The organism is Rhizobium sp. B21/90 (assembly GCF_019355815.1).
GTDB lineage: Bacteria > Pseudomonadota > Alphaproteobacteria > Rhizobiales > Rhizobiaceae > Rhizobium > Rhizobium rhododendri.
In genome coordinates this window covers 1,532,163-1,558,142 of record NZ_CP072163.1, presented here as the reverse complement: position 1 = coordinate 1,558,142, position 25,980 = coordinate 1,532,163, and the positions used below count along the sequence as shown (strand labels likewise).

Here is a 25,980-nt window from a genome sequence, read left to right as displayed (position 1 = left end):
CGACATCGGTCAACGAGCAGAACTAGCGAGCGATATAGCCGAGAAGACGAAGGCTGCACCTGCCCTAGTTACCAACAGCGAGCGCGAAGTCTCCAGCTACCTGACTGCGGATATAAAACTGGGCACGCTCTCGTTAGTCGCCCTGATGAGGTTGGATCATGCGCCTTGAAATGACAGTGCCATGTGTTTAGGCGCTGCCAGCCACTTTGTGTGTGATGCAGCAAGCAGACATGACCCCGTCGAACTGTAAGCATTCGCCGAGGACCGCAGGTTCAGCTTTTCTTTCGCGATCGGCGTTTCCACTTTGCAGCTAAAGCCTCGACGTTTTTGCGGAGATTGCCGGCGTCGACATCGCCAGGATCGTAGTGCGCATCGCCCCACCATTCCACAAGTTCGTGGTGACGCTCATGGTTGGTGTCCGCAATGGCCTCGCGGAACTCTTCATAACCCCACGGACCGCCGACATCCTCCGGTGGACATCGTCCGACAACGTCAAGCAGGAAGGGATCGTCGAAGCCGGCGGTCGCCGGTAAAACCTTTTCGATTTTCACGGTGTGCGTCCAGCCGTCGCCGAAGTCATAGAGATACTTGAATGATTTCGCGCCGATATCTTCGATGGCAGCAAGAAGCGTTTCTTTGCGTGCATCGATGGGACCATCAAAGCCGCCATCAGGCACGCCGAACCCGATGTCACGGATCCTGAACTCATACAGATGGCTGTTGGTCCAGCCGAAAGCCTCTTGAAGAACCTCATGAAGCCGGTCAAGCCGAATGCGGAATGGGACGACAACGCGCCGCATCACCAAGGGATCAACGTCATCGAGCGTGATCTTTAAGCGAACGAGAGGACCTGCCATCAGGCCGCCTGCCTCAGTGGCGATGTTGTGGTTTCCCGCCAATTCCAGGGGAGAAGCTCATCAAGACGGCTGACTGGATGGTCGGCGATGCGGGCAAGGACATCGGCAAGCCAGGCCTGTGGGTCAATGCGATTCATTTTCGCGGTGACTATCAGGCTGTACATGGCCGCCGCCCGCTGGCCCCCTCGATCGGAACCGGCAAATAGCCAGGCTTTCCGTCCGAGTGCCACACCGCGCAGAGATCGCTCCGCACAATTGTTCGACAGGCAAATGCGCCCGTCGTCGAGGAAACGGGTGAACGATTCCCAGCGGTTCAGCATGTAGTCAAACGCCTTTGCCAAGTCATTGTCGCGCGGTAACCTAGCGCGATGTTCGCGTATCCATATCTCCACGTCGTCGATCAGCGGTTTTGACAACTGCTGGCGGATTGCTTTTCTCTCATCGGCCGTACGGCCATTGATATGGCGCTCGATTTCGAACAGTGCGTCGATCCGCTGCACCATGTTCAAGGCGACCGGCGAGATGACGGCGGCATTTTTACCCTGCGCTTTTCGGCGCGCGTTGGCCTCCAAATCGGCTTGCGCAAAGAATGGTCGCCTCGCATGCGCCCAACACGCCGCCTCATGAATCGGGCCCGGACTTCGATCAGGAAGATAGAGCTGGCCATAGCCCGTATAGGCATCCGCCTGAAGGATGCCGCTATAATTGGCCAGATGCGCCTGTGGATGTTCGCCGGCCCGGTCCCGGGAATAATAGAACATCGCCGACGGAGGCGCCGTTCCGCCAAACGGAGCATCGTCCTTGACGTAGCTCCATATCCGACCGGTGACGGTCTTGCCGAGAGCGAGAACCGGCACGGTCGTGTCATCACCGTGGATCCGTTCAGACGCGAACGTATGGCTTTCAATCCGCCTCACAAGCGGGTCAAGGACCTGGCAGCACGCGCCAATCGCGTCTGCTGCTGTCGACAGACTGACTGGCACACCTTCCAGGGCAAAACGTTCGACCTGGCGATTGAGGGGAATGTGCTGGCCGAACTTGTCGCAGAGCATCATCGCCAAAAGGCTCGGACCCGCCCATCCTCTCGGTATGACATGGAAGGGTGCAGGTGCCTGGCTGATCTTCTCGCAGTCACGGCAGGTGAACTTTTCCCGCACCGTCTGAATGACCTTCCAGCTACGCGGTACGCTCTCCATCGTTTCGGTGATGTCTTCGCCGAGCTTGCGAAGCCGTTCACCGCCACAGCAGCTGCAGGCAACCGGACCAGGCACCACGACACGCTCACGCGGAAGATATTCCGGGAAAGGCTTCTTGACGGGCCGCTTGCGCGTAAAGCCGGTGACCGCAATCGCAGCAGCTGCGGCAACGGCCATTTCGGCGGCAAGCTCATCTTCGGTCGCCGCCGCTTCGGCGTCCTCAAGCATCAGCTCCATCTGCGCGATCAGCCGCGCTGTCCGTTCCGACTTCTGACCGCGCAGTTCCCGTTGCAGCTTTTCGATATAGACTTTCTGGCGAAGAATGATGGCCTGATCGTCGGCCTCCTTGGCCTTGGCAACAGCCAATTCGGCCAAAGCAGTAGCCCGTTCCGACCGCGCAATCGCTAGCTCTGCTTCCAGGGCTGCAGCATGATCACGGTGATTTCCCGAGCCGGTTTCCATGCTCGAAGTGAATCACAAAACCACTGATTTGTATAGCTTTTCTTGGTGCTGCCGCACGCAATCCCGCCAAAAAAACGCTATCCCGCGCTCGTCGGGCGCCATGTCTGCTGCGGGTTTCGCCAGTCAATTCCCTCAAGCAGATAGGACATCTGGCCAGCCGTCAGCGCAATCGCTCCATCCTCCGTCGCCGGCCAGATAAAGCGGCCGCGCTCGAGCCGCTTTGCGTATAGCGAAAGTCCAATTCCGTCATGCCAAAGAGCCTTGATCAGCCGGCCACTTTTCCCCCGGAAGACAAAAACGTCCCCCTTGAACGGATCACGGCCCAGACCTTCCTGCACGATCAGAGCAAGACCCTGCATCCCTTTGCGCATATCGCAATGGCCGCTCGCAATCCAAACACGCACGCTCGAACTGATCGGGATCATTTGAGCGCTCGCATTACTGCTGCGGCAAGATCACAAGGTGCCCCGGACGCAATCCTCACCTTGGTACCGTTCGCAAAGTCCACAGCGATCGTCGCCGCAACGACATCGCCACCGCCCGCGGCACCCACGACCGTCGCGGGCACGAAGGCAGGACCATCCGTCACCTCAACCGACAGCGCCTGGCGGCGCCACGTGTAGAGCAGCCCCGTCGAAACATCAAAACGACGCGCTACCTCCGACACATTTGCACCGGGAGCGAATGCTGCCTCCAGAATTTCCTGTCGATCATCCGGTGACCAACGACGGCGCCGTTCTTGACCCGTCAGCAAAATGGCCTGTGCCATAGTTCCTCATTGCGCTCTTAAATCCACTCTCAAGAGCGCAAAATCACGATATCGCCCAAAACTCGCAAGGCGGTCCACGCCGGAGCGATACGTCGAACTGAGCAACGCAAAAGCATTTTCACGCGTATCGGCAGTGGGACCCCTCGCCCACGCACGAGATTTGCTCACCCATGTCAGGAAAAAGGGACGAGCCAGCTAGTCTTGTATCGAGTGGATCTGAAGTCCGATTATGACGCATCGCGGGCGAACCGCTGGAATTCTCCCAACACCCGCCACATATCGCAAGTCTTGTCGCACAATTCGCGCGGGCAACCTTGGAATCTCACCACCGATCACCGCTCGTCGCGCGACACTGCCTTCTTGCGCAGACGGCCGCACTACTCAGCTCGACTTTGTACATTATGCGGCGAAGCAAAGCGCCTGGGCCATGCGCTGAAGCCGTCCGGGCGGTATTTTATGCATTTCCGGGTTTGACGGTGAGTGTCGATAAAGATCGTCGCTCCACAAAACGAGGCGGACGGCCGCTATTGCATCTATAAATGTCAGAGTTGCCGGCGCTCATGCCTCCAGTAAAACCGTCTGAGCCGCCAGTTAGTCTAGGCGCCTTATAGAGGATATACAACCATTTCTGGTCGCGAGGACAAGCGATTGCAAAGTAGTGGACGCTTATCTTCTCCTCTTGGTCTAATTGCCATATCCGTTCTATAGATACAAGCATTGAGAGTGCTTCGCGCATGAAAGGATATGTGCCGTGCCTGAACCTATGGTTGTGTGGGCATTTCCAATTAGCCCCTCGAATACTACGCTCCTTGCGTACTGCGACACGCTGGACAAGGCGTTTCAAGAGGCAGGTCAACATCGGCGTGATTTGTGCGAAAGTGGCTCTTTAGAAGAGCCTTGGCCGGAGACATCAATTTTCAAATTGACGCTTGAACCGCTCGATCGTCATTTGGTTTTGAACTTGCTCAATGAGCGCGAACCCGACTGGAGCGCCACGATTGCACTGCAGGAAACGGTCGGAATTGTCACAGACGACGGGGCGCGCCTTTTCGGTGAGGCGGAACACTAAGCTGGGGGACCGAAAGCAAGTCTGACAATGGGCCCGCCGAACGCGCTGGTTGGAGCTGGTGTTTTGCGTCAATCGATGTTACTAACCCGTCCTCGCGAGGCAGGATGGGGGTCATTTTCCCCAAAGTTCTTTCAGGACTGCGCGTTGTGACGCTTCATGAGGCGCAAAGGAATGCAGCCTCGATCATCTCGTAACCTAGGCCGCCATTTCGGGCGTTATTGTCTGATCGGCGTCCGCGTCCTCGTGCATTGGCTTTGGTCGGCCAAGGAAGTAGCCCTGTGCTTCGTTGCATCCCTCCGACAAAAGAATGTCGAGCTGGACTCGCGTCTCCACGCCTTCCGCAAGGACAGGTACTTCGAGGCTCTGACCTAGGGCAAGAATGGCGCGAACAATTGCCTTGGCCTGCGGACTTGTCTCCACTTGGTCCATAAAGCTGCGATCAAGCTTGATCTTATCGAAAGGAAAGGCCCGAAGGGTTTCAAGCGACGAATAGCCTGTGCCGAAATCGTCGATGGCGATTGAGACACCGAGTTGCTTGATTTGTCGAAGCGCGTGTAGCGCGCGATCCTTGTCCGTTATAATCGATGTTTCGGTGATCTCAAGTTCGAGGCGTGCCGGGTTCAGACCCGTGTCGAGCAAAACAGTATGAACCAGTGCGGCGATATCGGTGTTCATCAGTTGCACCGGCGAGAGGTTGACAGCAATCTTGTGCGGCTGCTGCCAACGAGCCGCTTCACGGCAAGCTTCGCGCAGCACCCATTCGCCGATCGGAAGGATTGCACCGCACTCCTCAGCCAGAACAATGAAGTCCATCGGCGGCACGTTCCCTCGGTCCGGATGGTTCCAGCGCAACAGGGCCTCGTAACCGGTAACGGCGCCTGTCATGACCGATTTCTGCACTTGATAATGCAGGTGGAACTGTTTCTTCTCAACGGCCGCCCATAGATCATTTGCCAGTGCGCGGCGGCCGCGCGCCGCCTCATCCATTGCCGTTTCGTAGAAGCAGACCGACTGCCTCAAAGCGCCTTTCGCCCTGTACATCGCCAGATCGGCATTACCAAGCAACAACTCAGCGCTGTCAGCATCCTGTGGATAAAGCGCGATCCCCATGCTCGCACCGGGCTTGATCTCAAAACCTTCGACGTGGATCTCGGCGCACAGGCAGGCTTCCAGCCGAGCGAGAAAGTCATGCAGTTCGACCATCTCAGTAAAGCGCTTGACCGCTGCAAATTCGTCGCCTCCGAAACGAGCAACAAATTCGTCGTCGTCGAGCATTGCAGTCATGCGGTCGGCAAGCACGCTCAGAACCTGATCGCCTGTCGCATGTCCATGCTGGTCATTGATTTCTTTGAACTTGTCGAGATCGATGACGATGACCGCAAGCTGGGCCGCGGTTCGACGGGCAAGAACAAGCTCCTGCGCGAGAGATGCGTTGAATTCTGCACGATTGGCCAGACCGGTCAGGCCGTCATGGCTGGCCATGAAAGAGATCTTTTCTTCGGACAATAGCCGCGCAGTGATGTCCTCGAATGTGACGACCCAAGCGCCGCTCTCCATAGTATTGTAATTTGCCTGCACCGAGGTGCCGCTCGAAAGTCTATGGATTATGGCGCCGTGCTCGCCACCCCGTACGACGGCCATATGTCGGTCGTAATGGTGCGAGGCTTTCGGACCGTAGACGTCAGGCGAAGCATCGGTCAGGGAATAGCCACGCTCGACGATGTCGCGATAGCAAAGGCCCGGGACGATAAAACCGGGAGGGAAGCCGAATATCTCGCTATAGCGCTCATTGGCCAGTACCAGGCACTCATTCGCATCGAATAGGCAAATTCCCTGGGACATATTTTGCAGGGCGACATCAAGGTTTCTCATAACCGCGGCAAGGCGATCTGCGTCGGCCTTGTGGATAGTCTTGTCCCTGATAATCTTGGCATAACCAGCCAGTTCGCCATTGTCCGCAAAAATTGGATTGATGACAACATGTGCCCAGAAACACGTGCCGTCCTTGCGATAGTACCAATACTCTCCCTCGAATTTGTCTCTGGTTCTTGCGATGTCCAGCGCGGTCGCCGGGATCCCGTTGTGCCGATCCTTCTGTGAATAGAAAATTGCAAAATGCTTGCCGACGATCTCCGCGGCGGTATATCCGCTGGCGCGTTCGGCGCCAGCGTTCCAGCTGCTGACATGACCCTGAAGACCGAGCATGTAGATAGCGTAATCGGTAACGCCCTCAATCAGCATCTTGAAGTTTGCGTTGCTCGCAGATGCGGCGTTCTCCGCACGAACAGCAAAAAGAGCTGCTGCAAGGCCGGATGCCAAAAGTGAAAGTGAGACACTGGCGATCGTCACAATCATCACGATCGGCGACAGAAGATTGAAACGATCCAGCTGTACTGCGGCCGGGACGATATTGACCCCACCCATTGCAGTGAAATGCAGGCTAACGACGCCAAGCGTCAGCATGCTTGCCGAGAGCAGCTTGCTTCTAAGGCTATTTCCGCATTGGTAGGCGACGGAGAAGCCGGCCATCGAAAATAGGCACCCTAAGAGCAGCGAGGCGGCGATGAGGTCACGGTCCCACGTGATCTTGCCGGGGAATTCAATCGCCGACATCCCGAGGAAGTGCATTGCGCCGACACCGAGCGCAAAAAGGCTGCCTCCAGCCAGAAAACCGGCACGACTGCGCAAGTAGGTTGCTGTGGCGACGCTGGCTCCAGTCGTCGCGACGGCGATCAGTAGGGATAGGAAAGTGCGGTAGGCCTCGTAGCCGACGACGACGCCGGGATCATAGGCGAGCATGGCAATAAAATGCGTCGACCAGATGCCAAAACCACCGGCGACGCCAGCAGTCGCCAACCAGATTCCTCGGGCAATACCGCCGGTTTTCTGCGCTCTCTGGAGCAACATCATCGCGACATAGCTCGACAGGAAGCACAAAATCCCAGCCGACACCACCAGACGAAGATCGTGTTCACCCGAAAGACACGTCAATACCCTGAACATTCACAACACCCCCGAAACATACCAATCTCATATGTGGGATGTCGAATGTACGAAATGCTAATGGCGGGAGATACAACCGGACAATATCATCTGCTTCCACCGGCGTAGTTAATACAAACGTAAAGTCCATGGTTTGGCTACAGCGATGGCCGGCCTATGTGGCTTGGCCATCTTGCTTTTGTTCACTGATTTCAAACCTCAGGGTCATACTGGCGTGGACTATCGTCTGTTGAAAACAGGACGCAATGACCCTGCGAACCCCTTGGATCATAGGCATAGCCCTTGAGCGCCAGCGCATGCGTAATGTCGCGGATACCGGACAACCCGTATAGATGGTCATGAAGTTCCAAGAAGATGCGTTCGATCCCTGGCAGCTCGGCGTTCTGTAGGAGATCCCGTTCTGCTCCTTCTATGTCCATAACGAGGGCGTTGATACGATTGCGCATGATGAATGTGTCAATGTTGGCAGATGTAAGCTCTATTTCGTGCTCGTAGGCCCCTTGGTTTTCATCCATAGATGACATCCAAAGGTCCTTGCGTACGTAAAACCTGCAGGTTTTTGGTTCTCCGTTTGTGAGAAGCCCCTGCGAAAAGATGACATTGTCGAGACCATTAGCCCTTATGACTCGTTGTGCCAGCAGTGCAGTGGTTGGGTTGGCTTCAAACGCCCACACCGATACCCCTTCGATTTTCGCGATGATCGACGTGATGATGCCAATGCCTGACCCAAGTTCAAGTACCCGGTCTCCCGGTTTAACAGCCCTGAAAACCGCCCGTGCTTCTTTTGCTTCATAACTGCCGCTGGTAAGCGCCAACCATATGACAGGAGAAACCTCGCAGGGTGCCAGGGGCACGTCAATTCCATGTATGGTCAATAGCTCCATGCCGGCACACTCCCAATTCCACTATAAAGCCTTGCCTACCAATCTTTGCCCTTCTACGTGATCGGGGTGCAGGTACGCAAGTTCCGAAGCAGGCATGGGCCGTCCAGTCAGGTAGCCCTGGGCCTGTTCACATCCAAGCCGCCTCAGCAACTCGAATTGTTCCTCCGTTTCAATGCCTTCCACGATTGTGGTCATGCTCAGGCTGCGGCCTACCCCTATCGCTAGTTCAACGATCGTCAAAGCACTCGGCGATGTCGTAACGTCGCGGACGAAAGATCGATCGATTTTCATCTTGTCGAAGGGAAAGCTGCTGAGGCTACCAAGCGACGAATAACCGGTACCGAAATCGTCCATTGCGATGTGGATCCCGAGCGCCTTTATTTGCCGTAGCGTTTCAAGCGTCTGTTCATTTTTGTCAAGCATCACAGATTCTGTGATTTCCAATTCCAGCCGGTCGGGGGAAAGCCCAGTCTGGTCGAGGGTGGCCGCAAGCTTTTGGATGAGGTTCACCCCACGAAACTGAACCGGAGAAAGGTTGACGGAAATCTTGGAGAGGCGTCCCCACGCCGCAGCTTCAACACAAGCTGTCTCGAGAACCCACGCCCCCAGTTCGTGGATTAAACCGATCCTCTCAGCGACCGGAATGAATAGCGTGGGCGAGACGAAGCCGCGTGTCGGGTGTTTCCATCGCAGCAGCGCCTCATAGCCGCAAATGTCGCGGGTCGCCATTATGACCTGGGGCTGATAGTAGACCTCCATCTCGCCCTGTTCCAGAGCCCGTGACAAGTCGATCTCAAAGGATTTCGTCTCCTGCAAGCGTACTTGCATCTGAGGATCGAATAGGCATGCATGCCCCGCTCCGAGCGCCTTGGCTTCATAGAGGGCGAGATCTGCTTGCTTCAACAGCTCCTCTGTCGTCGACACATCATCCGAAAAAGCAATACCGATACATGTATTGATTTTGATTCGCAGTTGATCGATCTGATACGGTTCGGCGATCTTTGTGATTATGATGTTGGCGAGATCAAATGCCTTTTCCCGGGTCAAGCCTGTGGACAATACGGCAAACTCATCCCCACCCAGACGGCAAGCTGTATCGCCGCCATGGCTCAGACGGTTTAACCTCGCCGCGACAGCCTGGAGGAGCACGTCACCCATATCGTGCCCGAGCGTATCGTTGACATCCTTGAACCCATCGAGATCAAGAAGAAGAATAGAAGATACTTCGGTATGCGCTGTTGCCCGCCGTAGCTCCAGGTCTTGTCTGAGCAGGACGCGATTGGGAAGACCGGTGAGTGCATCGTGATGAGCATCGTGTTCAAGACGAAGGTTCTGATTTTGCAGTTCTTCCGTTGCCTGGCGAAGATCGGTTGCCAATCGCTCCGTGCGGGTGTGGGCGCGACCGAGCAGCCGGTTTTGACGAAGCAGAAAGATCACCAGCACGACGCCACATAGAATAAGTCCTGACGCAAGTCCGATATGAATGAAATAAAGATGACGCATTTGTGCCTGCGCGTCGTTAAGAAGGGTTGCGCCATACTCGGTTGCCGCAACGCCAAGGCCCATCAAAGGCGAATCGAGCCTGCCCATCGACTGAAGAGCAGCTTGCACACCTGCCCTGTCCAGATGCTCCAACCGTTCATCCAAGCTCAGAAGCGTTGCTCTGAACGCCTCGAACACGGCTCTGTTGTGCCGGTCGCCTTCAATGAGAACGCGTAGACTGCCCTGCTGCAGAAGCTGAACACGACCAATCGCAATCTCGAGGCGGAGGCGGGCGTCTGCTCTATTTGCCTCTGTCATATCTAAAGCATAAGCAGCCAGACTGCGTTCGAGCCTCAAATACTCGACAGACGCTTGATTGACGGTCCAAGAATCGTTGTACCGGGTAAATTTTTGCAAACCTGTTTGCTGCGCAGCGATAATGGTGGCGATGTAGCACGTTGCTACTATCAGGCCGCAGATGACGGCTCCCAGGATCCATCTCACGCTTAATCTCTATTCGACTCTAAGCTTGGCGACCTGCCAGGCCGACCGTGTGTAATAAAGCTGGTTTTGCAGCTGAGAATCACTGTCGTAGGGATACACGATAAACAATGGCCCCTTGTCTCGAATCGCCATGTATTTTCCATCTCGTTTCAGGGCGAGAATGACATGATATTTTTTAAAGTCTTCAAGCGGAATTACGCAGCTATAGTCATTAAGTGCGATTGCAGTTACAGTCGATCCTTTGGCGCCGACAAGGGTCATCAGCTTTTGGAGTGACACTCCTTCGAAGCGAACTTTGCCATCATACCAAGGCGTTGACGTTTCGACAGTTTCTAGGCCCAGCGTTTCAAGCATATCGCGGTCGAATTGAGCATCCAGCCCGGCATTTGTGTTTTCGATGTTTCCGGAGATGGTCAGGATCGTCTCGTTTTTTGCCTCTGGAAGGGATCCTGCGTTTGCGCTGGAAAACCAGATGAACGTTAAAGTCACACAGGCTATGACACGGGCGAGGTTCATTATTCTTCTCCAGACGCAACAATTTGACAAATACAAGACATTGCCTAATTTTCGGTGACGATAAGAACGCCTTTTCAGCATTTGTACCCGACGGCGGGTAACTATTTTTGGTATCAGATGAACGCCGTTGCCCTTGGCCGCTTTTTCGGCCAAACGAGGTTGTCTAGAAACACGGAGGCGCCTTTAATTCTGTGTCAGATAGATCGGAGTTTTGGATATAGAGCCCGCTCTTTCGCTCCAATAGGAAGGACACAGCGTAGAGATGCGGAAGACACCTGCAAAATTGGCGATGGCAGCGGCTTTCCATGTTTGATGTTCAAGAACTTTCAGCGCTTAAATGCACAGAATTCCTTGACCTAGCGTGCGTATCGAACGGCATTTCGTACTGTTGCACGATATAGGCCGGGACGACAAACGCGGTGGAATCGCTGAGCTTGGTATGTGCCACCTGCAACTTTGGTCGCTCATTGCGGCCACATACACACAAGCTGCATACCGCATGAATTGCTCTCCAAACCTGTTGTTCTTGTAATTATCATCAGTATATTAGGAATGATTTTACGCGAAGCTGCCATCTTCATCTAAAAATGAGGATGCCATGCTTAGCTATATGCGATTATTTCGTTGGCTCACCTTGCGCGAAGAGCAGCCCGAGCTGGCGATCGCCCAATGCCGCGAGCTCCAGGGCCAAATTCCCCTGCTTTATGCTTTGCTAAGCTTGAACGCAGTTGCGGTCGCCTACACTCATCTTGACGTTGCCCCTGCCTGGATGACCGTATGGATTCCGCTGGTTCTGGTATCCGCCAGCATTCTGCGCCTTATTGCTTGGCTGAAAAAGCCTGATGCGCCTATAAATGGGGCCGAAGCAATCCAGACGCTCAGAAGGACCACAGTCCTTGGCGGTGTGATGGCCTCGGTCTACATCTCCTGGTCTTTGGGATTGGGCAGCTACGGGGGTGACCACCAACAGGCACACGTTGCGATCTTTATCGCAATTACTGTCATTGGATGTATCTTTTGCCTGATCCACCTTCCCCAGGCAGCTCTGGCCGTGACTGCCATCGTGACTATTCCCTATCTCATTTATTATTTTTCGCTTGGCGATGCGGTGTACATCGCCATCGCCCTGAATATCCTACTTGTGACCATCGTGATGATCCGCGTCCTACTTAACAGTCATCGCGGCTTCGTTCGACTGGTCCGCTCGGAGGCCGAGACGCAACGGTTAAACCGTGAGGTGACGGTTCTCGCGCATACGGATCCTCTTACTCGACTTCCAAACCGTCGGCTGTTCTTCTCAGAGGTGTCGAGCCGTATCGGACTGGATGGTAAAAAGGGCGGCAGGATCTGCGTGGGAATTATTGATCTTGACCGCTTCAAAGCGGTCAATGACACCTATGGCCACATTGTCGGAGACCAATTGCTTGAGGCCGCCGGAGAGCGACTTCGCGTGGCTTTCGGATCTGAAGCAATGGTCGCACGTCTTGGAGGCGATGAATTCGCCTTCCTCCTTGAAATGGACGGCGAAGCAGCGACGGTATTTGCGAACCAGACGTGCGCAGCTCTGTTGAGGCCTTTCAAGCTTGGTGATATCGCAATCTCTATCGGAGCATCTTGTGGTCTTTCTACATCGACGTCCGAGGTCGTGAGCGCCATGACACTTTACGACCGCGCTGATTATGCACTCTACAGAGCGAAGAGCGAGCGACGCGGCTTTGCCGTGCTATATTCAAGCGAGCACGAGCGGCTCATTCGGTCGGAACGCGCCGTGGAAGCGGCACTGCAGGCCGCTGATCTCGAGACCGAAATGGAGATCAACCTTCAGCCAATCGTCAGTGGGCCGAATTTCGAGATGAGGGCAGTGGAGGCGCTTGCCAGGTGGACCAGTCCCACCCTTGGCCGTATCCCCCCTGATATCTTCATCCCACTTGCCGAGCGGGCGGGCATTATCCACCGGCTAACCTTGACACTCCTGCGCAAGGCGCTCGCGCATCTCACACGGCTACCCGCCGGAATAACGTTATCGTTCAACCTGTCTGCCCATGACCTCACTTCCTCGGAGACCGTGGTTGGCATCATCGCATTGATCCTCGAAGCTGGCGCTGAACCCTCCCGCATCACCATGGAACTGACGGAAACCGCCGTCATGCGTGACTTCGATGCTGCAGAGCAATCAATCCGCCTTCTTCGCGGCCTTGGCATCAAAATCGCGCTCGACGACTTCGGTACGGGTCAATCCAGCCTGAGCTATCTTCACAGGCTGCCGATCGATAAGGTGAAGATCGACCGAAGCTTCGTGATTGGGACTGCGAGCGAGTCGGGATGCGAAATACTGGCGGCGGTCGTTGCGCTATGCCGATCGATGAAGATGCAATGTATCGCGGAAGGTGTCGAAGACACTCGCCAGCTTGACATCCTGCGCGGCATCGGGTGCGATACATTTCAAGGCTATTTATTCGCCAGGCCGATGGCGATCGATAGCCTTACAGAATGGATGGCGTTGCGCGCTGCAGCTTAAATTTCCCGCGTGGGTCTCAGCAAAAAAAATTACGGCTGGAGGCGAGCTGTGTCGCTTGCCTACCCTTGGGCAATACTTAAAGTCATTGTTGTGACGAAGGTAAGTCAGGTTCCAAACCTTCATACCATTCCAGAAGTCCACTCGGGTTTTGATCTCCTTCGCCGCCGGTTTTTAGCTCAGCACAGAACCACCCTGCGTCCAGCGTATAGTGGCTTGCTTGGCCCTTTCAAAGACGGCCCACCTTGGTGTCGCTGGGCCTCGAAAGCCGAAAACGAGGATCTCGGAAGAGGCACACCGTTGTGGGAGAGCCGGTCAAGAGGCTCACCGCGCTACCGCAGATCGATCAACAGTTCACCGAAATTGACGATGACGACAGAGTCATCGATGGCCACATTTTTCTTGCGCGTGGGTGTCTTCATTGCCGGGGCCACGGTGATCCGCTGGTCAGAGGTTGTTTGGTGTTCGCGGTCTATCCGAGGCCGCAAATCCTATTGCTGGACCTCGATGACTGCTTTCGCTGCGAGCCTAAGCCTCTGCTTGTCGGCTTCCAGGTGGAGAACCAGCTCGGCGCGCGCAAGCGCCTCCTTCGAGTGGCGCAAAGCATTATCGCGATAGCAAGACTGGGGGAACCTTGCCAGGATAGCGAACACCTTCTGCAGCTTCAGGCCGATCTCGACGAGGGCAGCGCCGTCGCGCGCGATCGGTGTGAATAGATCGTTGAACAGGTCGTCCAGATCGATCGCCGGAACATAGATGTCGGGAAAAAGAACATCGCCCTGAACCTTTTCATCGACAGGCTCCGTCCAAACAGCCAGGACGCGCAGCGCCCGTGAAATGACGTCGATTGCTGTGCCCGGGTCGTTAACCGCTGGCGAAAGGGCGCGCGAGGCTATTTCCGAAAGAACTGATGCCCCGAAGCGAGGGTCCTGGTCGTAGGATCGGGTGTCCTCAATAGAAAAGCACTTCACACAGGCGGCCGTTACGCACTCCTGCTCTTCGTCCAGGCCATCAATCCATGCAGCCGGACTTGTCGGATCGACGAGCTTGCCGGGAATCATCCTCACGTAGATCCGCGCCTTCGAACCCTTGGCGATCGATGAGAGCGCACTCATGTCGAGATGCTGCACATAGCCGATACGGTTTATGAAAATCGGCTTCGCTGACCATGGGATCTCGTTGGCGTGCGTCAGACGGCTTCCTCCCAGATAAGGCCGTTGCCAAAAAGCCCGCATGGCTTCGACCGCGACCCTTTCGATCCGTTCCGTGGTTTCGGTCACGCGTCCCAGCCTTGACAAATGGTCTATCCAGCGAAGCAGCGTGACAACGATCAAGATGATCACGCCGATTGTCACAAGGAACAGGACGACCCGTCCGCTGTTTCCATAAGCCCCTGTGCTGAGCGCGATGATCCCCACCAGACTAAACAGGAACGATCCCATGAACGTCGCAAGGACATTTTGGGTGGTGCTGTCCTCCATGACCAATCTGGTGGCGCGCGGCGTCACATTGCTGGTCGCTGCCGAATAGGCCGAAACCATGGTGCTGAGCGAGAACGTTGTCACCGTCAGCATGCTGGACGCGATGATTTCCAGAATATTGTCGACGGCCCCAGCGCCGATCTGCGTGGAAAGATGATCTGGGATGAAGGGGCCAACGACAATGGCAAGGAGAGCGGTGGCGATCGCAAGAATGGAAAACAGCGTTGCTCTGAACCAGATGCGGCGGGCAATTTGGGACAGCAACCAAACCCAGCGGGAATTCATGAAGACGGATCCAGTTTGCACGGATGTCAATACATAGTGCAGGACTACCAGAATTCACCGCAGCGCGCGATGCTTGGCATACAGTCCGCTCCCATGACGAAGTTTGACCAGAAATCACACCAAACTGGGTATGGCGGACTACTGAAGCAGAGTTGGTGCGGCCATCTTGCGACCTTGGTTAGCCAGGTGCCCGTCCCCCGCCTTGTTCTCGTTCATTGTGGCCAAAACAACCAATACGCCACACTTGAACTTGACGAGGGCAAAGCTGTCGACAATCGCAAGCGCTCAAAGAACTGGGACAGATGCGCTGTAATGCAGAACCCGACAGAAAGGATTCTGCAACCGCCGAACCTCAGATCGAATTCGGTGCGATGATGGTCTTCGCACCCTGGTTGGATCTCACTGACTGGTAAAGGGGCTTGAAAAAGTAGTGTGCTACCGAATAGACTCGGATCGCGCGGGAGGAGACTGCGCGACAGGTCGCGCTACTAAAATCAGGCCGGGGCGAGCAGCGCCTGCTGGGAGGAGATGAAATGAAGATCAAGGACGCGGTTGACCGCATACCCGGCGGTTTGATGCTCGTACCCCTGCTGTCAGGCGCGGTATGCAAAACCTTTGCGCCAGACGCGGCAGGCTATTTCAATGGCTTTACGCAAGGGATCATGACCGGTGTCATCCCGATTCTGGCGGTCTGGTTTTTCTGCATGGGGGCATCGATCAAATTAAGCTCGACCGGAACGGTCTTGCGCAAGTCGGGCACGATCGTGCTGACGAAATTTGTAGCCGCGGCGATCACTACTTTCATCGCATCCTTGATCCTTCCCCCCGAGGGTATTCAGACCGGCATATTTGCGGGACTGTCCGTGCTTGCCATTGTTTGCGCCATGGATATGACCAATGGCGGTCTTTATGCCTCGTTGATGCAGACCTACGGCACCAAAGAGGAAGCGGGAGCCTTTGTTCTGACGTCTATCGAATCCGGCCCGCTTATGAGCATGGTCATTCTCGGTGCATCCGGCGTCGCACACTTTGAGCCGCAGATATTTATCGGTGCCATCTTGCCGTTCGTCGTCGGTTTCGCATTGGGCAATCTGGATTCAAAGCTCAGGGTGCTGTTTGCGCCCGGCAGTGTCTTGATGATTCCGTTTTTTGCCTTTGCTCTGGGCAACACCATTGATTTGCACACCCTGCTGTCGCCACTGGCCGGACTCGGTATCGCTCTCGCGCTTGCGGTCATTGTCCTGACCGGGATCCCGCTTATCATCGCAGATAAATATATAGGGGGTGGAAACGGCACTGCCGGCCTTGCTGCCTCTTCCACTGCCGGTGCTGCCGCAGCAAACCCGATTGCAATCGTCGCCGTCGCGCCGCAATTTGCGCCGGCCGCGCCAAGCGCGACTGCACTTGTTGCGATCTGCATTATCGTGACGTCCATCGTCGTGCCAATTCTAACCGGCTTCTGGTTTAAGAAGTTCGGCAACAATGCGGAAGCCGCTAACCGCGGCGTCGACGAAGTTGCAGCCAAACACCTTAACTCGCGGATTGATCCGGTCGGTAACCGAGACCAGCCTTGCGTCTTGCCGGCAGACTAGTGGATGGAATCTAACGCTTGGTGCCCGCGTTTAACGGCGGCGATGATTTTGTCGGGATCGGCGGTCCAAGTGAAGGGCTTTGGCTTTTTGTTGTGCTCAACGAGGAAACGGTTGATGGCGGCCTGGAGATCGACGACGGAATGGAAAACGCCGCGTTTCAGACGCCGCTTCGACAGCCTGGCGAAGAAACCCTCCACCGCGTTGAGCCATGAGCTTGAAGTCGGAGTGAAGTGGAAGGTGAAACGCTCGTGACGGTCGAGCCAGGCTCTCACCTTGGGATGCTTGTGGGCAGCATAGTTGTCGAGGATGACGTGGACGGCCTTGTCGTCCGGCACCTGGGCGTTAATGGCGTTGAGGAAGCGGATGAACTCCTGATGACGATGACGCTGCATGTTGCGGCCGATGACGGTGCCGTCGAGCACGTTGAGGGCGGCAAACAGCGTGGTTGTGCCGTGCCGCTTGTAGTCGTGGGTCATGGTGCCGAGCCGACCCTTCTTCATCGGCAGGCCCGGCTGGGTGCGGTCGAGCGCCTGGATTTGGCTTTTCTCATCGACCGACAACACGACGGCGTGGGCTGGCGGATCAACATAGAGGCCGACAACGTCTCGCAGCTTGTCGACGAATTTCGGGTCGTTGGACAATTTGAACTGCCGCCACCGATGAGGTGCGAGGCCATGCGCTTTCCAGATACGCCTGACTGCGCTGGCGCTGATGCCGGCGGCCGTCGCCATCATGTCGGCCGTCCAGTGCGTCGTCTCGCCCGGCGGATCAGCCAGCGTCAGGGCCACCACACGCTCGGCGACATCGGGTCCGAGCCGCACAATACGCGACGGCCGCGTCTTGTCGCGCAGGAGACCCTCGACGCCTTCTGTGGCGAAGCGCTCTTGCCAGCGCCATACGCAGGTCTTCGATTTGCCGGTCTGGCGCATAATCTCGACAGTTCCGACGCCATCGGCACTCAGCAGGATGATCTCGGCCCGCCAGACGTGCTTTTGGGGCGCATTGCGATCCCTGGTCAAGGCCATCAGGCGTTGGTGATCTGTTGGCGAAACGGTGAACGATATTCCTGTGCGCATGCGCCAGACTCGCATGCCAACCCAGCAAATGGAATCCCATACAGGACTCTTATGTCAGGCGGTAACCACTAGAGCATAAGCGTCAGATGTCGGCGCTTCATTTGTCTGTATGTCATTATAGACGGAAACTTGCTCGCGTAGTGTAACTTGGCCGCACCGATGATGCCCGGGACCACTCCTTGGCGGCCAAGACGCCAGTCCTTTGAAGAGTTTGACTATCCCGTCCTGCGACCGCTCCGGTCGAACGATATGTCTTCGCTGAGTGGTAGATAAGCCGGGCTGGCCTCAATTATCATGTCGATATCGACAAGCACTTTTACTTCGTGCCCTACCGTTTTGCCCGTGAGCAGGTTGGAGCATGGATCACTGCCTACAGACTCGAGATATTCTAAAAGGGCGAACGCATGGCAGCCCAAAGGCGCTCGAGTGGTAACGGCAAGCACATGACGACACCGGTGCACAGGCGCCATTGACCTCCCCAACGACGTGCCGTCTTCGAGGTTTGAGGCTGACATCTGCGAAGAGAGGGGTGACATTCTCCTAAGCTAGTGGATGGAATCTAACGCTTGGTGCCCGCGTTTAACGGCGGCGATGATTTTGTCGGGATCGGCGGTCCAAGTGAAGGGCTTTGGCTTTTTGTTGTGCTCAACGAGGAAACGGTTGATGGCGGCCTGGAGATCGACGACGGAATGGAAAACGCCGCGTTTCAGACGCCGCTTCGACAGCCTGGCGAAGAAACCCTCCACCGCGTTGAGCCATGAGCTTGAAGTCGGAGTGAAGTGGAAGGTGAAACGCTCGTGACGGTCGAGCCAGGCTCTCACCTTGGGATGCTTGTGGGCAGCATAGTTGTCGAGGATGACGTGGACGGCCTTGTCGTCCGGCACCTGGGCGTTAATGGCGTTGAGGAAGCGGATGAACTCCTGATGACGATGACGCTGCATGTTGCGGCCGATGACGGTGCCGTCGAGCACGTTGAGGGCGGCAAACAGCGTGGTTGTGCCGTGCCGCTTGTAGTCGTGGGTCATGGTGCCGAGCCGACCCTTCTTCATCGGCAGGCCCGGCTGGGTGCGGTCGAGCGCCTGGATTTGGCTTTTCTCATCGACCGACAACACGACGGCGTGGGCTGGCGGATCAACATAGAGGCCGACAACGTCTCGCAGCTTGTCGACGAATTTCGGGTCGTTGGACAATTTGAACTGCCGCCACCGATGAGGTGCGAGGCCATGCGCTTTCCAGATACGCCTGACTGCGCTGGCGCTGATGCCGGCGGCCGTCGCCATCATGTCGGCCGTCCAGTGCGTCGTCTCGCCCGGCGGATCAGCCAGCGTCAGGGCCACCACACGCTCGGCGACATCGGGTCCGAGCCGCACAATACGCGACGGCCGCGTCTTGTCGCGCAGGAGACCCTCGACGCCTTCTGTGGCGAAGCGCTCTTGCCAGCGCCATACGCAGGTCTTCGATTTGCCGGTCTGGCGCATAATCTCGACAGTTCCGACGCCATCGGCACTCAGCAGGATGATCTCGGCCCGCCAGACGTGCTTTTGGGGCGCATTGCGATCCCTGGTCAAGGCCATCAGGCGTTGGTGATCTGTTGGCGAAACGGTGAACGATATTCCTGTGCGCATGCGCCAGACTCGCATGCCAACCCAGCAAATGGAATCCCATACAGGACTCTTATGTCAGGCGGTAACCACTAGGACTACCTATCCGTATGAATAGATAGGTCGATATTTGCAAGGCAGAGGCAATTGGTTACGTCATTGGAAAAAAGTCATGGTGCCGTTTTTCAGTTCAGAGCACGCAGGATAGTTCGGAAGGCGCTCCGCTTGCCGAATTATGGAGCCACAGGCTTCTCAAGATTTAGAGACGCCGTAGACGGCGACCTACCCGACCCGACGATGGGTAAGGACGTGATCCTTGCAGCGTGCGACGGCAATTACTTCAATTTATTCTCAGTCGATTTAATTCTATCAATGGAAAGGTTGGGGGTGCGCCAGTCTCTTCATATCCACCTGCTCGAGCCCCCCCAAAGCGTTATTGCGGCTGCGGAAAAGCTGCGGGCAAGCCTCAAATGGGTGAGGCTGACAGTGACGATAGACCGGTGCGAATTGGCTGCAGGCCTGCGCCATCGCCAAGTCTACTACACGGCGGCTCGGTTTTTGCTTGCCCCCTTAATTCTGGATAGAGGCATCGAGAGGCTTCTGGTGATAGACGTTGATGCGGTTATGAACAAGTCTCCATGGGATATGTTCACCTCGGCCTCGAGACTATGCGACGGGGGCTTTATTTTCCGCCCTGAGAAGAAAAGGCCCTGGTACCGAGTGCTGGCATCTGCCGTTTTCTACAGCGCGGACGCGGGCTCTCGCCGGCTGGCTTCGGCCATTGCTCGCAGCCTCGCGTCCACACTGCGTCTGAAGCCTTCGTATCATGTCGACCAGCTCATTCCGTATTACGCCTGCTCGTTTGCGCCCGACTATAACGAGGCGTTCGAAGTCTTTGATATGCCCCCTGACGTCATGGGCTACAACTACGAGGCCGAGGCATCTTTTTGGACGGTTAAAGGCAAGTCTGACATCGAGAAGTTTGTTTCTGAAAAGAAAGCGCTCCTGGACATCTAACAGCACCTTTGCAGGCTATCCGGACATCGATCTCGGTGTCTGGATATGGCTGGTTGCTTTGCGTCCAGAATTCATGGCCACTGGTTGCTCATAATTGGGCTTCAGCCAAGTGCAGCACCAAGGCGTTCGAAGTCTCGCGAATAGAGATCCCCGACCCTCGGACGGGCTGTTCACCCCTTTTCGTTGGTTGAAAAAGCTGTATTTTCAGTCGCAACACAATGTCACGTACGGCTTCCCATGGTCATTCATGCCTATCTGCAAGCAAGCATCACGGATGAGGACGCGAAACGCGCCCGCAAACGTCTGACGGAATTTGCATCCCAAAGAAAATGGAAGATAGCGTCAACGTCCATCGAGAATGGAAGCGATGTGTCACATCAGCGGCCTGTGCTTTTCCGACTTTTGTCGGGTTGCAAGCCCGGCGACATTCTTCTCATCGGCGAAATCGATAGTCTGGCGCGCTTGAACACAGACTTATGGGATCGTTTGCGTGCCGAGATTACCGCCCGTGACGTGCGGATCGTGTCTGCCGACCTGCCGACGTCTTGGAGGATGGTGTCGACAGAGCCGGACGAGACGCACGGTGTGGTGATCCACGCGATCAACAGCACTGTTCTGGATGCTCTGGCCACGACCGCGCGCACGAGGCATCAACATAGGCGGTTGCGGCAGCAGCAAGGCATTGCGAATGCGAAGACAGCAGGTCGATACCCCGGCAGGCCCGAGAACACTCGCAGGAACGAGGAAATCATGGCGATGCTTCGGGACGGCAGGAGCTGGGAAAGCATCCGCCACAAGACCCACTGTTCGAGTTCGACCATCGCGCGCATGGCAAAACGCATCAGGGAAAAGCCAGACTAAGCCGCAGCGGCGGTCAAGGTCTGGTTGCCACTTAGACGCTCTATCGTGTCGTCGCCAGCGAGGCAGAGCATGGATGGCATCTCGCACACCTTTGTCCGAACAACTTTTGAGGACATGTGTCGAAGAAGAAATGAGGTCATAAACGATAAAACTAAGGCCCCATCAGCCTAGCCCTAAGCATTTAGAGACCAGCAGCCCCATGGGGCGGAGCAGATCAGAAACCAAACTGCATTCTTGTTGGTACTTTCTTCCTGCATTTTGCGTGGGCGTGCCAGCTCTATGGACTTCCGTGACTCCATAACGATCCCAACAGTCTGAATACGGTGCGGAACGAGAAGCACGCGTGCTGTGAGGGCCCGAGCCGCGTTGCCAGGCAGAGCAGAGAAACCGCTGTGCCACGATGGGCAAACGACCCGCGCAGTCCCTCGGTATTTCCAGCCAGCGCCGTAAAGCTTTTTGGATAGTGAAGGATCTCGCTGATGTCGGTGATCGGGCTTGCAATATCGGCGTCCGCAGTAGGTGAGATAGAGTTGGTAGTCTACCGCAATCGCCGCCTTCTGTTTCTCGGCAGGATCGTCTTCACCAGGTTGGCTGCATCTCAGGCCCGCCAGTGCGGAAAGATCCGCTTGTGCCTGCAGTCTCTCGGGATCAAACCTCGCCAGAGGGGCCACGCGCCGTGGCCACAGTAACCGATTTACGGGCGAGAGTGCACTGACTAATGACGACCAAAGACGCTCCTTACAGTTGCTTGAAAACATCCAGACAGAGGGTTCCGCAGAGAATGAACCACCTTTTTTAGAACTTAATCATATGAAACAAGAGGTCATCACTCGCCGTGTGCGTCAGGCGCGAGTGGCTGAGAGATCGCTTTATGCTCTTGCCTGTACAGGAGCATGAACATCAATGCCTCGATATTTCTTCAATGTTCACGACGGTGTTTCCATAGCGGACACGGTAGGCTCAGAACATCCAGACGTCGACAGCGCGCGAAACGAAGCGGTCGAAACAATCGCCGAGCGTCTTCGTGGAACCATGCTGGCAAAGGCTGATGTTTCTGCGTGGCTGATGAACGTTGTCGATGAAAGTGGCTTCACTGTCATCGTTCTGTCGTTCACAGCCGCGGTCAAAATCATCGATCGGCCTGATGTTACCTTGATGAGTTCGACCGCCAGATAGAAATGTCAAAACCGCACAAAGCGATCGCGGGTCTTGGCCAAAACCAGCAGATTGACGCATAAACTAACTATTGCGGACGCTTCGGTATGGGTCCGCATGAGTTCGGGCTCATTCCCGCCGGAGGCTGGGCGATGTCCGACTTTTCGCAATCAACCGTTTCGAACTTGCTGCTGCGCGCATTGCCGCTCGAGGCGTTCGACGTCTTGAAGCCTGCTATGCAGCGGATGGATCTTCCTTTGAAGTTTGAGTTGGTGACACCCGATGTGCCGAACGATCATGTAGTGTTTCTAGAGCGCGGTCTTGCGTCGCTTGTCGCCACGAGCAGCGACAGCGAAATCGTGGAAGTCGGACATATCGGATATGAAGGCCTGGCAGGCATGCATGTGCTCTTGAAGGTGTCGAAAACACCCAACAAGACATTCATGCAGGCGGAGGGTAGCGGCATCTCCGTGCCTACGTCGGTGTTCCTCGGCATGGTCAAACAGGTACCGGCTGCCAATGACCTGCTCTTGCGATACGTCCATTGTTGCGAGCTTCAACTTGCGCATTCTGCGCTTGCCAACGCCCGCTATAATATGCCGGAACGGTTGGCGCGCTGGCTGCTGATGTGTCACGATCGTTTGCAGACCGATGATTTGCCCCTCACGCACGAGTTCCTGTCGATCATGCTGGGTGTCCGCCGCTCTGGTGTCACCAACGAAATTCACATTCTTGAAGGTGTCCACGCAATCAAGGCGACCCGTGGAAACATCCGGATTGTCGACAGGCAGAAGCTGGAAGACATTGCCGGAGGATCCTACGGCATACCCGAAGACGAATACGCGCAATATATCGGCTTCTCGATCCGGCGCGCATGAGCGGCCGCATCTGTCAGGGCGACCGATGTCAGTCGCCTGGCTCGTAAGCATCCGAAAACGGCATCTTCAACAGGATGTCGCCATCGTCGTTGCAGATCTCGATGTGACGATGAGAGATATCGCGGCCCTGCAGGATTGCGGCGCTCATCAGGCCTCTGGCATCCATGATCGCCTCGCGACGAGCATCGTTCAAATCGGCAAGATCGGACCCTTCGCGATCTTCGATGATCTTCGTCTTGTCGCGATATTGCGGTGGTATATTGGCATTGACCGCCCTTCGCGGAAGAGCCAACATCAGTCACGACTGGCGCTGGCGAGGAACCTACAACAAGTCTACCCGGTCCTGGACGACCACGAAACTGTCAAAATCGTACAGTTCATGGTCCACTGCTAGAGTATTCAGGCATTGTGCGCCATAAGCCTATGATACCTCTCGCGTCATCTGATGGGTTCGAGTGCGGGCTCCCTCCCGCTGGAGCCCGATATGCGAGAAGTTCAACAAGTGGATACTCGAAACCGGCTCCTCAAAGCCTTGAGTGAGAAGGCGTTCGCCCTGCTCCAGCCCGGCATGGAACAGGTCGATCTCCCTATCCGAACGGTGCTGGTGGAAAGTGGTCAGCCAAGCAGCCATATCTTCTTCCTCGAAAACGGACTGGCATCGATCGTCGCAAGAACGGCTGATGAGGAAGCCATCGAGGTCGGCCATATCGGTTGGGAAGGACTGTGCGGGACGCATCTCCTTCTAAGGCTCGACACCACTCCCAATCGGACCTTCATGCAGATCGACGGCAGCGCTATCAAAGTCCCTGTGGAACTCGTTTATCGCCTGATCGAGGACGATAACGCCTCCCGAGATCTCTTCTTACACTACATTCATACCTGCGAGTTGCAGCTTGCCCATTCGGCACTTGCGAACGGCCGGTACAATATGGCGGAGCGGCTGTCGCGCTGGCTGCTGATGTGTCATGACCGTATTCGTGACGACGACATGGCGCTGACCCACGAATTTCTGTCCCTCATGCTGGGCGTGCGCCGCTCCGGCGTAACGGATCATCTGCATATTCTCGAAGGCATGCATGCCATCAAAGCAACCCGAGGCCGCATTCGTATTCGCAACCGGGCAAAGCTAGAGGAGATTGCCGGGGGATGTTACGGAGCGCCTGAGAGGGAATATGACCGACTGATCGGGAGCAAGTGACGAAGGGGGCGAAGCAGATCCGCCTCAAGCTGCTCCTCAATCATCTGCAAAAGGGCCGATGGCGCACATTGCCGCACCAGGTCGGCTTGAAGACAGCGCTGGTTGCCCAAGACCTGGGTCTGATCGAATTCAGAGGCGATGACCTCCGAACAAGAACCTATCGATTGACGTCAGGTGGTCGTGCCTACGTGCTGGGCCTGCTAGGTGGCTGACTGGTTAATAGCGCGGTCGGCAATGTTCAGTAACGCGCCGTCTTTGAAAGCATTCCGCTGCCTTTCTTGGTACTCAACTATCTAAGCATTTGAAGGAGACTCTGGCACGAAATACTTAGCCGCATTGTGTGCGTGAGAAACCGGACCGTCGCATCGATCGTCAGGTAGATCGCCAGGGTCGGGTTTCATCTTGTTTTCTATCCCGCTGCAGACGCGCCGCTTTGAGCCGTCCAGTTTCCTCCCGGCCAGCAAGGCGCTGGGCTTCAAGCACCCTCATTGCCTCCATTTTGCCTTTTCGCAACATCCTCGCGGACGGCTGCCTCTCGACCTGTTTTCGAGGCCCATCCTTGCCGGCAAGGCCGTTTGTCAGAAATCGTACCAACCGCGCGAGGCTCTGGAAAACAGAAGAAGCTTACAGCATAAGCCGTTGATAACAGATCATAACAACGAGCCCTGGCTCTTCCCTTGGAGCAGAAATGAACCCACCTCCGCAAGCTCAAGTGCGAAACCTCTTGCTGCGTGCCGCCAGTCCGGATGCGTACGCACTGATCGCGCCTCACATGCGTTTCGTTGAACTGCCTCTTAGGTTTACGCTCGTCGAGCGAGATGAACCATCTGCCACGATCTGTTTTCTGGAAAGCGGCCTTGCTTCGGTTGTTGCTGTTACCACCGAGGACGAAATGGTTGAAGTCGGGCATATAGGGTTTGAGGGAGCGGCCGGGGTGCACAGGGCCCTCCATACTGACCGGTCACCGACGAAGACCTTCATGCAAGGAGAAGGCGCGGGCTATCTGGTGCCGGCATCAGTTATGAGGTCCACGCTCGACACCCGGCCGGAGTTCCAAGCACTGGTTCTAAAGTATTTGCACTCGTTCACCATTCAGGTGTCATATACCGCCCTGGCCAATGCCAGATTCAGCATTTATGAGCGTCTCTCGCGCTGGCTGCTGATGTGTCAGGATCGCCTCGGCGATGACCTGGGTCTTACGCATCAATTCTTGTCCATTATGCTCGGCGTACGTCGATCAGGCATAACCGATCAATTGCATCTGCTCGAGGGCATCGGTGCGATCAAATCAACCCGCGGCAACATCCAGATATTAAACAGGGCAAAACTCAAGGACATCGCAGGTGGAAGCTACGGCGTTGCGGAACAGGAGTACCAGCGTCTGATCGGTGTGCCTCTCAGATATCGCTAGTAGTGTGAGCGCCTCTCACCCCAAGTGGCCTGCCCGAACCGTGGTAGCGACGAAGTCCATCCACGCCGAAGAACGTCAAGATAGTCCGCTCGAGATCACGTCCGCCTCGTTGATGTCAATCCAACAGGACCGGCCTGCGGCGACTATGTCGCTTTGACTCAGGTTCGC

At 55.9% G+C, this 25,980-nt stretch carries 22 protein-coding genes and 1 pseudogene; 10 read left to right on the top strand and 13 right to left on the bottom strand.

The annotated features are described in order from the left end of the window. Nucleotides 1-272 precede the first annotated feature (272 nt). From J5278_RS25210 to J5278_RS25195, 4 genes are all read right to left on the bottom strand, one after another. Nucleotides 273-857 carry a plasmid pRiA4b ORF-3 family protein gene (locus J5278_RS25210; RefSeq protein WP_209229420.1) on the bottom strand — a complete coding sequence of 195 codons (585 nt, stop codon included), beginning with the start codon at nt 855-857 and terminating at the stop codon, nt 273-275. Continuing rightward, nucleotides 857-2,515, bottom strand: coding sequence for an IS66 family transposase (locus tag J5278_RS25205; RefSeq protein WP_219258763.1), 1,659 nt, complete (start codon nt 2,513-2,515; stop codon nt 857-859). Before J5278_RS25205 ends, J5278_RS25210 begins: the two co-directional genes overlap by 1 nt. 77 nt (nt 2,516-2,592) lie before the next feature. Next, complete coding sequence (gene tnpB, locus J5278_RS25200; protein WP_374109200.1) at nt 2,593-2,874, bottom strand: IS66 family insertion sequence element accessory protein TnpB; 282 nt, start codon at nt 2,872-2,874, stop codon at nt 2,593-2,595. Between the two features lie 62 nt (nt 2,875-2,936). Continuing rightward, nucleotides 2,937-3,284, bottom strand: a complete 348-nt coding sequence (locus J5278_RS25195) for a transposase (protein WP_209187428.1) — start codon at nt 3,282-3,284, stop codon at nt 2,937-2,939. A 751-nt stretch (nt 3,285-4,035) separates the two neighbouring features. On the opposite strand from J5278_RS25195, the gene J5278_RS25190 reads away from it, so the two are divergent. Further along, on the top strand, nt 4,036-4,353 hold the full coding sequence (locus tag J5278_RS25190) for a hypothetical protein (RefSeq protein WP_209186898.1): 318 nt from the start codon (nt 4,036-4,038) through the stop codon (nt 4,351-4,353). A gap of 195 nt (nt 4,354-4,548) precedes the next feature. Here the strand turns inward: J5278_RS25190 and J5278_RS25185 are convergent, their stop codons facing one another. The 4 genes from J5278_RS25185 to J5278_RS25170 all read right to left on the bottom strand — a co-directional run bounded on the left by J5278_RS25185 (nt 4,549) and on the right by J5278_RS25170 (nt 10,742). Beyond that, complete coding sequence (locus J5278_RS25185; RefSeq protein ID WP_209186897.1) at nt 4,549-7,356, bottom strand: EAL domain-containing protein; 2,808 nt, start codon at nt 7,354-7,356, stop codon at nt 4,549-4,551. A 191-nt stretch (nt 7,357-7,547) separates the two neighbouring features. After that, nucleotides 7,548-8,240, bottom strand: a complete 693-nt coding sequence (locus J5278_RS25180; RefSeq protein ID WP_209186896.1) for an FkbM family methyltransferase — start codon at nt 8,238-8,240, stop codon at nt 7,548-7,550. A gap of 21 nt (nt 8,241-8,261) precedes the next feature. Further along, on the bottom strand, nt 8,262-10,226 hold the full coding sequence (locus J5278_RS25175) for a bifunctional diguanylate cyclase/phosphodiesterase (protein WP_209186895.1): 1,965 nt from the start codon (nt 10,224-10,226) through the stop codon (nt 8,262-8,264). 9 nt (nt 10,227-10,235) lie between these two features. Beyond that, on the bottom strand, nt 10,236-10,742 hold the full coding sequence (locus tag J5278_RS25170; protein ID WP_142831047.1) for an oxidoreductase: 507 nt from the start codon (nt 10,740-10,742) through the stop codon (nt 10,236-10,238). A gap of 598 nt (nt 10,743-11,340) precedes the next feature. Here J5278_RS25170 and J5278_RS25165 point away from each other — a divergent pair. Continuing rightward, nucleotides 11,341-13,260, top strand: coding sequence for a bifunctional diguanylate cyclase/phosphodiesterase (locus tag J5278_RS25165; protein ID WP_209188256.1), 1,920 nt, complete (start codon nt 11,341-11,343; stop codon nt 13,258-13,260). 488 nt (nt 13,261-13,748) lie between these two features. Here J5278_RS25165 and J5278_RS25160 read toward each other — a convergent pair whose 3' ends face one another. After that, nucleotides 13,749-15,023, bottom strand: coding sequence for a DUF2254 domain-containing protein (locus J5278_RS25160; RefSeq protein ID WP_209186892.1), 1,275 nt, complete (start codon nt 15,021-15,023; stop codon nt 13,749-13,751). 533 nt (nt 15,024-15,556) lie between these two features. Between J5278_RS25160 and J5278_RS25155 the strand changes: the two genes are divergently transcribed. After that, nucleotides 15,557-16,615 carry a 2-keto-3-deoxygluconate permease gene (locus J5278_RS25155; RefSeq protein ID WP_209186891.1) on the top strand — a complete coding sequence of 353 codons (1,059 nt, stop codon included), beginning with the start codon at nt 15,557-15,559 and terminating at the stop codon, nt 16,613-16,615. Here the strand turns inward: J5278_RS25155 and J5278_RS25150 are convergent. Further along, nucleotides 16,612-17,691, bottom strand: coding sequence for an IS630 family transposase (locus tag J5278_RS25150; RefSeq protein WP_111223089.1), 1,080 nt, complete (start codon nt 17,689-17,691; stop codon nt 16,612-16,614). The two genes, J5278_RS25155 and J5278_RS25150, sit on opposite strands and share 4 nt — an antisense overlap. Nucleotides 17,692-17,874: 183 nt before the next feature. Between J5278_RS25150 and J5278_RS25145 the strand changes: the two are divergent. Beyond that, nucleotides 17,875-18,152: pseudogene (locus tag J5278_RS25145) on the top strand (IS21 family transposase); the annotation flags it as partial. Nucleotides 18,153-18,236: 84 nt separating this feature from the next. Here J5278_RS25145 and J5278_RS25140 read toward each other — a convergent pair. Next, nucleotides 18,237-19,316 (bottom strand): IS630 family transposase, encoded by a 1,080-nt coding sequence (locus J5278_RS25140; protein ID WP_111223089.1) that lies wholly within the window; start codon nt 19,314-19,316, stop codon nt 18,237-18,239. 273 nt (nt 19,317-19,589) lie between these two features. On the opposite strand from J5278_RS25140, the gene J5278_RS25135 reads away from it, so the two are divergent. After that, nucleotides 19,590-20,309 (top strand): hypothetical protein, encoded by a 720-nt coding sequence (locus tag J5278_RS25135; protein ID WP_247749443.1) that lies wholly within the window; start codon nt 19,590-19,592, stop codon nt 20,307-20,309. Nucleotides 20,310-20,546: 237 nt separating this feature from the next. Next, entirely contained in the window at nt 20,547-21,170 is a 624-nt protein-coding gene (locus J5278_RS25130) for a recombinase family protein (RefSeq protein WP_209186889.1), read from the top strand. Nucleotides 21,171-21,447: 277 nt separating this feature from the next. Here J5278_RS25130 and J5278_RS31710 read toward each other — a convergent pair whose 3' ends face one another. Beyond that, entirely contained in the window at nt 21,448-21,642 is a 195-nt protein-coding gene (locus J5278_RS31710) for a hypothetical protein (protein ID WP_374109214.1), read from the bottom strand. Between the two features lie 431 nt (nt 21,643-22,073). Here J5278_RS31710 and J5278_RS25120 point away from each other — a divergent pair, with 431 nt between their 5' ends. Together J5278_RS25120 and J5278_RS25115 are read left to right on the top strand one after the other, a co-directional pair. Next, nucleotides 22,074-22,346, top strand: coding sequence for a hypothetical protein (locus J5278_RS25120; protein ID WP_209186888.1), 273 nt, complete (start codon nt 22,074-22,076; stop codon nt 22,344-22,346). A gap of 131 nt (nt 22,347-22,477) precedes the next feature. Beyond that, nucleotides 22,478-23,203 carry a Crp/Fnr family transcriptional regulator gene (locus J5278_RS25115; RefSeq protein WP_209186887.1) on the top strand — a complete coding sequence of 242 codons (726 nt, stop codon included), beginning with the start codon at nt 22,478-22,480 and terminating at the stop codon, nt 23,201-23,203. 28 nt (nt 23,204-23,231) lie between these two features. On the opposite strand, the gene J5278_RS25110 is transcribed toward J5278_RS25115, so the two are convergent. Continuing rightward, on the bottom strand, nt 23,232-23,498 hold the full coding sequence (locus tag J5278_RS25110; protein ID WP_247749442.1) for a hypothetical protein: 267 nt from the start codon (nt 23,496-23,498) through the stop codon (nt 23,232-23,234). Nucleotides 23,499-23,687: 189 nt separating this feature from the next. On the opposite strand from J5278_RS25110, the gene J5278_RS25105 reads away from it, so the two are divergent. Together J5278_RS25105 and J5278_RS25100 are read left to right on the top strand one after the other, a co-directional pair. Next, on the top strand, nt 23,688-24,401 hold the full coding sequence (locus J5278_RS25105; RefSeq protein WP_209188254.1) for a Crp/Fnr family transcriptional regulator: 714 nt from the start codon (nt 23,688-23,690) through the stop codon (nt 24,399-24,401). Nucleotides 24,402-25,089: 688 nt separating this feature from the next. Then, nucleotides 25,090-25,812, top strand: coding sequence for a Crp/Fnr family transcriptional regulator (locus J5278_RS25100; RefSeq protein ID WP_209188253.1), 723 nt, complete (start codon nt 25,090-25,092; stop codon nt 25,810-25,812). The last annotated feature ends 168 nt before the right edge of the window (nt 25,813-25,980 follow it).